Consider the following 1,132-nt stretch of genomic DNA (forward strand, 5'->3'; position numbering starts at 1 on the left):
GCTACGGCGGCGAAGAGTTCGCGGTCATCCTGCCGGGCACCGATGCCGAAGGTGCGCGCGCTGCGGGCGAGAAATTACGCGAGATGGTGGAAGCCCTGCACATCGGCCACGCGCATTCGATCACCAGTGAATGGGTGACGGTCAGCATCGGCGCGGCCACCGTGATTCCGAAGGAAGAGCAGACCCAGAGCGACCTGATCCGCCTGGCGGACAAGCGTCTCTACAAGGCCAAGCAGCGCGGCAAGAACCGCGTGATGGCGCAGGACGACTGAACTTGTTTTGACCGTCCTGCTTCGAGCAAGAGAGTCGGTCAGGATGGATACTGTTCGCGCATCACGCGCTTGTTGAGCTTGCCGACGCTGGTGCGCGCCAGTTCCTTGACGAACTCGATGCGGTCCGGCACGCCGTATTTTGAAATCACGCCGTCGTCGGCTGCCGCCAGCACCAGCTTGCGGATGTCGTCGGCATCGATCTTGCCGGCCTGGTCGGCCTTGAGCACCACCAGCGCCACCGGGCGTTCGCCCCATTTCGCATCCTTCACGCCGATCACCGCAATCTCCGCCACGGCGGGATGGCGCGCGATGATTTCCTCGATCTCCAGGGACGACACCCATTCGCCGCCGGTCTTGATCACGTCCTTGATGCGATCGGTCACCTGCAGGTAGCCGCGCGCATCGATGTTGCCGATGTCTTGCGTGTGCAGCCAGCCGCCTTCCCACAGGCCTTGCGACGCCTCCGGATTGTGCAGGTAGCCTTGCGTGAGCCAAGGCGCGCGCACCACCACTTCGCCGGTGCTCTTGCCGTCGTGCGGGCAATCGTTCATGTCGGCGTCGACCGTGCGCAGCGCCACCAGCGGCAAGGGACGGCCGGTCTTCACGCGGGTGGCGACATCCTGTTCCTTACCCAGTTCGGCGGTGGGCACGTGCGCCAGCGAGAGGATCGGGCAGGTCTCCGACATGCCGTAGCCGGTGAAGACGTCGATGCCGCGTTCGCGCGCCGTCTGTGCCAGCGCGGAGGGGGGGGACTGCCGGCGACCAGGTGCTCAAGAACGTGGCGCGCGCGATGGAAGCCAGCGCGGTGCGTTCCTCCGACCTCAGCGCTCGCTACGGCGGCGAAGAGTTCGTGCTGATCC

The 1,132-nt window shown here is 65.5% G+C and carries 2 protein-coding genes and 1 pseudogene; 2 read left to right on the forward strand and 1 reads right to left on the reverse strand.

Going from position 1 to position 1,132, the window contains the following annotated elements; genetic code table 11:
• Positions 1-272: GGDEF domain-containing protein (locus HLUSI_RS30640; protein ID WP_040503895.1), on the forward strand; the 272-nt coding region annotated here is incomplete at its 5' end.
• Between the two features lie 38 nt (positions 273-310).
• Here the strand turns inward: HLUSI_RS30640 and HLUSI_RS30645 are convergent.
• Positions 311-1,015: pseudogene (locus tag HLUSI_RS30645) on the reverse strand (AMP-binding enzyme); the annotation flags it as partial.
• A 47-nt stretch (positions 1,016-1,062) separates the two neighbouring features.
• Here HLUSI_RS30645 and HLUSI_RS35035 point away from each other — a divergent pair.
• A partial coding sequence (locus HLUSI_RS35035; RefSeq protein WP_238534079.1) for a GGDEF domain-containing protein occupies positions 1,063-1,132 on the forward strand: 70 nt, incomplete at its 3' end.

Source organism: Herbaspirillum lusitanum P6-12 (assembly GCF_000256565.1).
GTDB classification, from domain to species: domain Bacteria; phylum Pseudomonadota; class Gammaproteobacteria; order Burkholderiales; family Burkholderiaceae_D; genus Herbaspirillum; species Herbaspirillum lusitanum.